The 10,020-nt window shown below is 66.1% G+C and carries 8 protein-coding genes; 7 read left to right on the forward strand and 1 reads right to left on the reverse strand.

Translation table 11 applies throughout. From position 1 onward, the window contains the following. The first annotated feature begins 58 nt into the window (after positions 1-58). The 3 genes from AD89_RS0115935 (at position 59) to AD89_RS0115945 (ending at position 4,478) form a co-directional block, all read left to right on the forward strand. Positions 59-772 (forward strand): hypothetical protein, encoded by a 714-nt coding sequence (locus AD89_RS0115935; RefSeq protein ID WP_025780493.1) that lies wholly within the window; start codon positions 59-61, stop codon positions 770-772. Between the two features lie 163 nt (positions 773-935). Further along, on the forward strand, positions 936-2,951 hold the full coding sequence (locus AD89_RS0115940; protein ID WP_025780495.1) for a S9 family peptidase: 2,016 nt from the start codon (positions 936-938) through the stop codon (positions 2,949-2,951). A gap of 294 nt (positions 2,952-3,245) precedes the next feature. Further along, positions 3,246-4,478, forward strand: coding sequence for an N-acetylglucosamine-6-phosphate deacetylase (locus tag AD89_RS0115945; protein ID WP_025780496.1), 1,233 nt, complete (start codon positions 3,246-3,248; stop codon positions 4,476-4,478). Between the two features lie 185 nt (positions 4,479-4,663). On the opposite strand, the gene AD89_RS0115950 is transcribed toward AD89_RS0115945, so the two are convergent. Continuing rightward, positions 4,664-6,334 (reverse strand): HNH endonuclease signature motif containing protein, encoded by a 1,671-nt coding sequence (locus AD89_RS0115950; RefSeq protein ID WP_025780497.1) that lies wholly within the window; start codon positions 6,332-6,334, stop codon positions 4,664-4,666. Between the two features lie 262 nt (positions 6,335-6,596). Between AD89_RS0115950 and AD89_RS0115955 the strand changes: the two genes are divergently transcribed. The 4 genes from AD89_RS0115955 to AD89_RS0115970 all read left to right on the forward strand — a co-directional run. After that, the gene (locus AD89_RS0115955; RefSeq protein ID WP_025780499.1) at positions 6,597-7,190 is read left to right on the forward strand and encodes a hypothetical protein; all 594 of its coding nucleotides are present in this window, start codon (positions 6,597-6,599) and stop codon (positions 7,188-7,190) included. 67 nt (positions 7,191-7,257) lie between these two features. After that, on the forward strand, positions 7,258-7,953 hold the full coding sequence (locus AD89_RS0115960; RefSeq protein WP_025780500.1) for a hypothetical protein: 696 nt from the start codon (positions 7,258-7,260) through the stop codon (positions 7,951-7,953). A 226-nt stretch (positions 7,954-8,179) separates the two neighbouring features. Further along, positions 8,180-8,818 (forward strand): copper chaperone PCu(A)C, encoded by a 639-nt coding sequence (locus tag AD89_RS0115965; protein ID WP_025780502.1) that lies wholly within the window; start codon positions 8,180-8,182, stop codon positions 8,816-8,818. After that, on the forward strand, positions 8,808-10,020 hold a 1,213-nt coding region (locus tag AD89_RS0115970), incomplete at its 3' end, for a Dyp-type peroxidase (RefSeq protein ID WP_035321205.1). The genes AD89_RS0115965 and AD89_RS0115970, both read left to right, overlap by 11 nt.

Below are 10,020 nucleotides of genomic sequence, written 5' to 3' on the forward strand. Positions count from 1 at the left end.
GTCGACCTCCTCCGCGGGGAGCGTCGCGTCGAAGGGCCTCCCAGCTGGGAGGTCCGCAATGGGCAGAGCCGTCTCGGGCCGACCAGCCTCGGTGCGGCGAGCCGCGGCCGCCGGCACACTCGCACTGACCGTCCTGCTCAGCGGGTGTTCGGTCTTCCAGATCCGCACCGAAGACAAATCTTCCGGGCCCATGCGGATCGGTGTACAGGAGACCGCCGGCCCCGAGCCCACAGGCACACCCACCGAGGCCGGAATCCCCGAGGGGATGACGAAGACGTCGGTGACATTCGGCAGCAGCTGCCCGGTCGAACTCAGCTTCGCGCTCGGCGATGACTGGAGGGACAGCAGCGGCAACACCGATCAGTTCCATGTCTTCACTCACGGCGATGACAGTTCTCGCGCCGATATCATCCTCGTCAACTGCACTGACGAATACGGTGACAGTGCGCAGGAAGTCGTCGACAGTAAGCGACGCTACAACTTCTCCGAACAGGACTCACAGGTGTTGGCCGAGCGGACGGGATCTCTGGCCGCGGGAGAGTTCTGGAGCTATCAGGGTGAACTCGGTCCCACAGAGATCCTCGCTCTCAACAGCAAACCCACCTATGCGTTCGGCGTGCAGACGGGGTACAAGATCAACGGGCGCTTGGTGAATCTGTCCATCGAGATGCGCACACCGAAGACGAACACCGAAGTGGCGGAGGACTTCAAGAAGATGCTGCCGACGGTGACGATCGATGGTGAGAGGGTCCCGGCACCGAGCTTCCGCTGACTTTCCGCGGAGTGTCGAACGACGCGGCGGTCACGTGGCCGCGACCCCCGACCGTGACCCCGACCAGCCACCTCGGTGATCCCGACCCCGACCGACCACCTCCGTCAACTGGAGTTTCCTTAGATCTCACCCGGGAGTCGACGTTGGGACCTAGGATGGGAAGATGACGACCCATGATGCAGTGACCCGACTCCTCGACGCCCGCCGCCTGCAAGGCCTCTTGACGAATCAGAACGGCCGCGTCATCGCCCAGTACTCGTTCCTCAACTCCGAGGGCAATTCCCCTCTCAGCCACCTCGCCGATATCAGCGGGGAGGAGCCCCGACGCATCACTCGCGGCGACCAGTCCGTGGGTCCGGCCGCGCTGAGTGAGAACGGCACGATCGTCTTCGCCTCCAAGCGCAAAGGCGAGGACGGCAAAGATGCTGAGTCCCCGAGCCTGTGGGCGCTGCCGGACAACGGAGAGGCCCGCAAACTCGCCGACCACTCGGGCGGTTTCTCCCGCATCGAGGTCAAGGGCGAGACCATCGTCGTCGAGTTTCCCGTCCATACATGGGCCGCCGACGAAAACGACCATCAGGAGTTCAGCTCCGAACGCAGTGACGCGAAGGTCAGCGGGATCCTCCACACCGGGTTTCCGGTCCGCCGCTGGGACCACGATCTGGGGCCGGGCCGACAGACCCTGGCCGTGGCCACCCTCAACGAGGCGGCCGCCGACTTTCCCGAAGTCAGCGACGAGCTGAGTACCCCGTCGGGCTTGGGGTTCCGCTACCTGTCTCTGCCGTCCGGTCGACTGGTCGACTGGGCCGTCGACGATGAGGCACGCTTCGTCCTCGTCCAGCTCGAGAAGCCGATCCCCGGCCAGCTCGAGGCCAGTGAGATCTGGCGCGTGGACCTCGACGGGGAAACCGAACTGCACCGTCTGACGAAACCGGCAGCCGATCACAGCTTCGACATCGAAGCCATCAGCCCGGACGGAACGAAAGCGCTGGTCACCCGCGTACAAGCCTGGACTCCGCAGACCAACCTCGCGGCCGAACTCAAGGTCCTCGACCTGGAGACCGCGGAACTGAATTCCGTGTGGCCGGATGCCGATTTCTGGTTCTCTCCGATCTGGGCGGACGATTCGACCATTGTGGCCACCGCCGATGATCACGGCCGCGGCAGCATCTTCATCGGTGATGTCAATGATGCGCAGCCCAGGCGGCTCGTCGGGGGAACCGATCAGAAGTATTCATTCTCGGGGCTGGCCCTGCGTGAGGACACGGTCGTGGCGACCGCCTCGGCGATCGATGTCGCTCCTCTGCCGATCTCCGTCGACCTCGCCACCGGTGTCATCAGCGAACTCGCGAACCCGGCGACGGTCCTCGACGAGGAAGGCACCCTCACCGAGGTGGAGGTCCGTGCCGAGGACGGCACGCCGATCCGTGCGTGGCTGGTCCTGCCGGAGGGGGAGGGGCCGCATCCGCTCGTCGTCTTCGCCCACGGCGGACCGTGGGGGTCGTGGAATGCGTGGACCTACCGGTGGAATCCGGGTCCTTTTGCGGCCGCCGGTTATGCTGTGCTGCTGCCGGATCCGGCGATCTCCACCGGATATGGGCAGGCGATGATCGATCGCGGGCAGCAGCAGCTCGGCGGCACTCCGTTCACCGACATCATGGCGCTGACCGAGGCCGCAGGGGAGAGGACGGACATCGATGCCGAACGCATCGGCCTGGCTGGCGGATCCTACGGCGGGTACATGGCCAACTGGGTGGCCGGGCACACCGGCAGCGCGTTCAAGTGCATCGTCACCCATGCCTCCCTGTGGAACACCACGTCGATGGGGCGGACGACGGACAATTCGTCCTGGGATCAGGCGATGCGGGAACAGTCGGCGCAGTATTCGCCGCACCTGTTCGCCGATGACATCGAGGTGCCGATGCTCGTCATCCACGGTGACAAGGACTACCGGGTCCCGATCGGACAGGGCCAGGAACTGTGGCTGGACCTGCTCACCCGGGCGAAGACTCCGCTCGACGCCGATGGCGACACTCAGCACCGGTTCCTCTATTTCCCCGACGAGGGGCATTGGATCCTCGGCCGTGGGAACGCCGAGGTCTGGTACCGAACCGTGCTCGCGTTCCTCGACTCGCACGTGCTCGGCATCGACGCGGACCGAGTCCGCACGCTGGGCTGAGTCGGCAGTCGATCCGTCGGCTTCCTGAGGTGGGGAGGCAAACGGTTCGTCTGCGCCCCGGGGCGGGGCGGCTACCGGTTCGGGGCGGCTACTGGTTCGTCCGCGCCCCCGGGACGAGCCGATAGCCGATTCGCCGGCACCCCGCCCGTCGACACTCTGCTCGCCGGGACCCTGCGGAGGGGGAGCTCGCCGGGACCCTGCGGAGGGGGAGCTCGCCGGGACCCTGCGGTAGGCAGTTCACAATCCGATTCCGTACCCTGAATGTTGTGTTCGCAGAGCGATGGAAGGACCTCGATGACACAGACCGCACAGATCCCCGCTGAGGCGGTCATCCACAATGCGTGCGTCCTCGACGGTGATCGGGCGACGTCCACCGAGGAGACCGCGGATACGTGGATCGCGATCGCCGAAGGTACGGTCACGGCACGGGGCCGTGGGGACGGCTGGAAGGACGGAGCCGCCTCGGGGCGGGGAGAGGTCATCGACGCCGCCGGCGGATACGTGGCTCCCGCGTTCGTCGACATCCACTGCCACGGTGCGGGCGGCGCAAGCGCCGAGGACGGGATCGAGGCGATCGATGCGATCCTCGACGTGCATCGGGCTCACGGCACCGGCAGGCTCGCGCTGTCCTACGTCTCGGACACGATCGACGGTCTGTGCCGGTCCCTGCGTGCCGGAGCCGGTCTCGTCCGCGATCGGGCCATGGTCATGGGGCTGCATGCCGAAGGGCCGTTCCTGTCTCCGGATTTCAAGGGTGCGCATGCCCCTGAGGTGCTCACGTCGCCGACCCCGGAGGCCGTCGAGGCGATCCTCGAAGCCGCAGACGGAACTCTCGCGCAGATCACGATTGCCCCCGAACTGCCCGGTGCGCTCGATGCGATCGCGCGGTTCTCTGCGGCGGGCGTGCGTGTGGCCGTCGGTCATACGGCCGCCGACTTCGAACTGACCGCGCAGGCGTTCGAGGCGGGAGCAAGCATCCTCACCCACGCATTCAACGCGATGCCGGGCATCCATCATCGTGCTCCGGGGCCGGTCCTGGCTGCGGCCGAAGCTGAGCATGTCACCGTCGAACTCATCAATGACGGCGTCCACGTCGTCGCCCCTGTCGCGCGCATGCTCCATGAACTCGTGCCCGGACGCCTCGCGCTCATCACCGATGCCATGGCGGCGACGGGCCTGCACGACGGGAGCTATCACCTCGGTTCGCTCCCGGTCGAAGTCAAGGATGCCGTGGCGCGCCTGGTCACCGCCGACGGCACTCAGGGAGCCATCGCGGGGTCCACGTTGACGATGGACGAAGCCGTGAAGCGGGCCGTCACCGAGGTCGGGGTCAGCCCGTTCGACGCTGTGCAGTCCGCGGGGCTCGTTCCACTGCGTGCAGTGGGTGGTGTGCCGGGGTCGAGTGATTCTCTGCGTGCGGTGGGTGGTGCCGCCGATGCCGGCAGCCTGTTGGCTCCCGGAATGCCGGCTGAACTCCTGCTCCTCGATGGGGACATGAGCATCCGAGGCTCGCGGTTCGGCGGTTGACTCCGGTCGAACATTGCTGAATCCGTCTGAGCCTCGTTGAGTTCGAAGGGCTGACCGATGCGACTGCGCCCGTCACGCAGCTGAACCGGGCCGAACCGGGCTGAACCGGACCGAGCCGAGTTGAATCCGGCTGAGCCCGGCTGAACTTGGAAAGTGGGCACAGCTGTCCCCTGAAAGTGGGGCGGCTATTTGTCGAACAGGGAGTCGATGATGTCATCCGCGATGAAGCGGGCGTGGAGGATCGGAGTTCGAGCAGGATCCTTTGCGGCGGGCGGAACGTAGGCCGGTCGCCCGTCGAAGAGCATCACCGTGTCCCAATCGGTGCGGTCGAGCAGGTGGTGGTGATAGCTGCAGAGCAGCGCGAGATTGTTGATCTCCGTCTTGCCGCCGAGCGCCCATGGAATCACATGGTTGGCATCGCACCAACCGGGAGGGGCGTCACAGCCGGGGAAGGTGCAGCCTCGGTCGCGGGCGGTGATCACTGCCAGCTGTCTGCGATTGGCGAAGCGCTGTTCTGTGGCCACCTGCATCGTCTTGGCCTTGTCGCTCATGAGGTGGAAGAACAGCGAGCCGTTGAGGCCGTTTCTCATCAGTTCCTCGATGGGAATGGGATTGTCGGCGCCCGTGGTACCGTGTCCCGTGCCTTTGGCCAGATCTTCGGCGGTGGCGTTGATGACGAGAGCATAAGGCGCTCCTGCGGCCGTCCGCTGTTTATCGATCGTGGTGACGAGGCCGGCGAATCGTTCGTAGATCCATTCGCGCGCCGAGGGCTGTTCGGCGCTGACGTCGACGTAACCGCCGTCCTCACGAATGCCGACACCGGGGGCGGCAGCCGGATTCCCGGTCGTGCGAGCTGCATCGAGATCGGGTTCCGGAACTCGCTTCGCGTCATACCGGTCGCCGGAGAGCACCGCATCGACGATCTCGAGCAGCTCTTCATCGGGCAGCGGCGAGCTCGTTGCCTCAGGAGCGGCGGTCTTGATGCCGGCGCCGCTCTCGTCAGCACCGGCGGTGTCGGCGCCGGCTTTGTCAGCGTTGGTCTTGTCGTCTTCTCCCGCAGCTTGGATCCGTGAGGTCAGCAGTCCGTTGAGAGTGCCCCCGGTGACGGGGTCGAGCAGCCCACGCAGCTCCCAGTCGCCGTTGGCCCTGGCACGCATGGACATGTTGTAAGCCGAGCGGTCGCTTGAGTCTTTCGGTTCTTCTCCGTCCGGGTCGATGTAGCCCATGAGTTTGCCGAAGATCTCGCGCAGGTCCTTGAGGCGGACCTTGGGTGCGTTGTCGACCAATCGTGTCTCGACGTCGCTGCGGACGGCCTGACTGACCCACGTGGGCAGCTTGCGCATGCAGTCTTCGATGACAGACGCCTGGGCGGCGGAGATCGTGCCGGCATGGAGCGCATCCGCCACGACCGGGTAGAGAGGCGGCAGAGCCTGGCCGGCCATATCGACGCGTCCGCCGAGGTTCTTGGCCATATCGGTGCGGCGGTTCGCCTCCGCGCCGGTGAGGTTGAATCGGTTCTCGATGAGCGATTTCGTCGACTTGGCGCCGAAATCGCTGGGTGTTCCAACGCGTTCGCAGACGGAGAGTGCGAGCGTCGACAACGCGTCGTTGATGCGTGTGATCGCCTCGACCCCATCGGCGAGCATGATGGCCTGGTCCGGTCCCATGGGGCGATCGAACGTGCGCAGCTCATCTTTGAGGCTCATCAGCTGAGTGATCGAAGAGGTGACCTCGGGCGCAAAACGGCTGAGATCCGCCCACTCTTCGTCGGCCAGCAGCGGGTGACCGCTGGTCTGCGGGGAGTTGTCGGCGTTCCGAGCGGAATGATCGGAGCTGCGTTCGGGAGTGAGGGTCATGGGGATGATTTCCGTTCACCAACATCGTTGTTGTTGGAATCGAGTTTACTCTCCAAATCAATTGAATGCCATAGAGAATCGAAAAAAGTTTCGAACAGATATAATGTGTTCGTCTATGTTCGATCATAGAACCATAGACTCTTGCCAGATTCCTGCAGAAGCGCATGCCGATGACTCGTGCTGCTTCCGGCCCACTCCACGGAGGCCTTCGCGCCAGCGTTCCGGCTTCGAAAGTGTCAGGCTGTCGTGGCACGATTGGAGCATGGATGCCCTGCTCCTCATTGATACCGACGACGCCAGCTACCCCAGCGATGACGCCATGGAGACCCTCGGCGATATCGTCACCCGCACCCGCGCTGTGGGCGGCGTGCTCATCTTCGCGTCGACGAAGGCCGACCTCGCCGACACTCCCGATGAGGAGCTGAGCATCTTCGTTCCCGACGAAGAGGATCTCGTACTCCGCTCCGAAAGCCCCGATGTGTTCGAAGGCATCGACGATCTGGCCGCAGGTCTGCATGACCTCTCCGTCGACCGGATCATCATCGCCGGCGCCGACGCCACCTCGGCCACGCCCGGCGCCGACGCCAACACAGGCAAGCCAGGCGCTGGAGCTGGCAGCGATGCCACTGACCCTGCCGCCGAAGCGGGAGGCGATGCCGACGCCAGCGCCTCCTCGGCGAGCACCCCCGGAGCCGTCTACGCCTCGGCGATGGCGGGCCTTGTGTGCAACTTCGACGTCGTCGTCCTCTCCGACTCCACCACAGATCCCGACGGAAAGCTTGTCACCTGGGGCGATGCTGCCGCTGACGCCGGCGCCATGGTCAAGAAGACCGCCGATACCTGGCTGCGGATGTAGGCTCAGCCGCCTTCCCGAAAGTGTTCTACGTTGAGTAGAATGTGGGAGCGAGCTGAGAGGAGGGCCCATGACCGGATGGACGAAATCCGTACGCGCGCTCTTCGCCGCTCTCTTCACGACCCTCCTCGCCCTGCTCATGCACCTCGCCGCCGGAGGCGGAATCTCGGTTCCCGGCACTGTGGTCGTCTTCGTCCTCGTCCTCTGGGCGGCGATGATCGTCGCCGGCAGGCGCCTGGGCTACCTCACTCTGGCCGGACTGCTCGGCCTCGGGCAGGTGCTCATGCACCTGACGATGAGCTGGTCCGCCCGCACCCTCGCCCATGCGGGGGCGCACACGGGAACCGCCCATTCCGGAACCGGTCAGACCGGGACCGCAGGGACCGGTTCCACCTCCGCCGAGGCGGTCCTCCACGCCCACGCCGGACACATCGTCCCGGCCCCGGGCTCCCTTGATCTCGGTCCGGCCGCATCCGCGCTCGGACATGCGAACCACGGTGCCGCCTCGGCGGGGATGATCATCGCCCACCTCGTCGCCGTCCTCGTCACCGCCGTGCTCCTCAAGCGCGGTGAGGACATCGTCCTCAGCATTCTGCAGCTGGCCCTGGGGCCGGTGATCGGTGCACTGCATGCCCTCTCCGAGGCGGCCGGGGTCCTGGCCGACGAACCGTTCCGCAAGCTCAGCCCTTCGTTCCGACTGCCGCAGCCGGTCACCTCGGCAGTCGTCGGTCCGAACTATCGGCGCGGCCCGCCCGCACTCGTCTGACACCTCCCACGGCGATTCAATCGTCGTCTCGCACCCATTCTCTGGGTGAACCCATCCATCATCGGGCGACCGACCCCTCAGCGGCGGCGACCCGACCCCTGGTGACAGTCGAGCCAATCCGCCGCATCAGCGGCAGAGACTCTGCGGCTCCAGGCTCAAGCCGTTTGGCGAGCCTGCATGATCGACCCGTGCTCGACTGCACCTGAATGACGAAAGTGCAGACACCATGCGAAAGAACATCACCCTAGCCGTTGCCCTGCCCATCGCCGTCGCCATCGGCCTGGCAGGCTGCGGTCACGACGACAGCACGGCGGCCGGGTCGACGCAGGCCGGAGGCAGCAGCTCCGCCTCAGCGGACGCTGTGGACAGCCGAGTCGACGCCGAGGCGCTCAGCCTCGACGGCGCCTGGGTCAAGGCCGCCGACGACGGAATGACCGCAGTCTTCGGCGAACTGAAGAACAACACCGACCGGGACATCACCCTCGTCGAAGCGAAGTACGCGGACGCGAAGATGGTCCAACTCCACGAAACCGAAGGCGACGGTTCCGGCGGAATGTCCATGCAGGAGAAGAAGGGCGGCTTCACCATCCCGGCCGGGGAGAGCCTCGACCTCGAACCCGGGGGCGATCACATCATGATCATGGGCCTGAAGAAGGCCATCAAGCCGGGCGAGCAGATCAGCCTCGACCTCGTCACCGCCGACGGCGATACCGTCGAGGTCACTGCCGTGGCGAAGGAGTACTCCGGAGCCCAGGAAGACTACGCGCCCGGTGAAGCCGAAGGCTCCAGCGACGGTGAGAATGCCGACCACGCCGACCACGGCGACAACGAGGGCTCCGACCACGGAGATCACGGTGACCACTGAGCCCGGTCGCCCCGGCTTCAGCCGCCGCGGTCTCCTGACCTCGGCGGCCGCAGCCGGGGGCGTCGGAATCGTCGGTGCCGCGGGCGGATTCGCACTCGGCCGCGGCTCCGAATCGCAGGGCGCGAGCGCCGGTGACGGCGGGCCGCCTCGGCGAGATCTGGACGGGGCGAACGGGCCGCAGACCGAGCCGTTCTACGGCTTTCATCAGTCCGGTGTCGAAACCCCGGCGCAGGCGTATGCGCACTTCATCGCGTTCACACTGGGGCCCGGGACCACGGCCGCCGAGGCGGTGCGCTGGCTGCGGCTGCTCACCGCGGATGCGGCCGCACTGACGCAGGGGCAGGCGCCGTTGGCCGACTCCGAATCCGAACTCGCTGTCGACCCCGCCCGGCTGACGGTGACTTTCGGATTCGGCGCCGCACTGGTGGCATTGGCAGGAAAGGACCATGTCCCGGACTGGTTGAAGCCGCTGGAGGCGTTCTCGATCGATCGCCTCGATGAGGACCGCTGCACGGGTGACCTGCTCCTGCAGATCTGCGGCGACGACCCGCTGACCTTGGCGCATGCCAGGCGCATGCTGTTCAAGGACTCACGCTCATTCGCGAAGGTGGCCTGGCAGCGCGACGGATTTCGACGTGCCTACGGCAGCTCGGGGGAGGGGAAGACCCAGCGGAACCTCTTCGGTCAGCTCGACGGCACAGCGAATCCGGGGCCCGGATCCGAGGACTTCGCGCGGATCATCTGGGGCCAGGGCACCGAGACTGCGGACCCGGTGTTCTCCGCCCGCGGGGAGCCGCCGGCCGATCTCGGCGCGCATCTGCCTGTGTGGATGCGTGGGGGAACGACGCTGGTGCTGCGTGATATCGCGATGAACCTCGACACCTGGGACCAGGCCGACCGTCCGGCGCGGGAGTTCTCGGTCGGGCGGACCATGGACACCGGGGCACCGCTGTCGGGCAAGGACGAGTTCGACGTCCCGGACTTCACCGCCATCGATGAGCGCGGACTGACGAAGATCTCGCAGGTCGCGCATATCGCTCGCGCCCGCGACGGACTGGGTCCGGAGGCGCAGATCCACCGGCGCACGTTCAACTATGAGACCGGTGCCGGTGGGGATTCGGGGCTGCTGTTCGCGTCGTTCCAGGCCGATATCGAGCGGCAGTTCCTGCCGATCCAACGCCGCCTCGCCGAGGTGGACCTGC

This window comes from Brevibacterium sp. VCM10 (assembly GCF_000583215.1).
Lineage (GTDB): Bacteria > Actinomycetota > Actinomycetes > Actinomycetales > Brevibacteriaceae > Brevibacterium > Brevibacterium linens.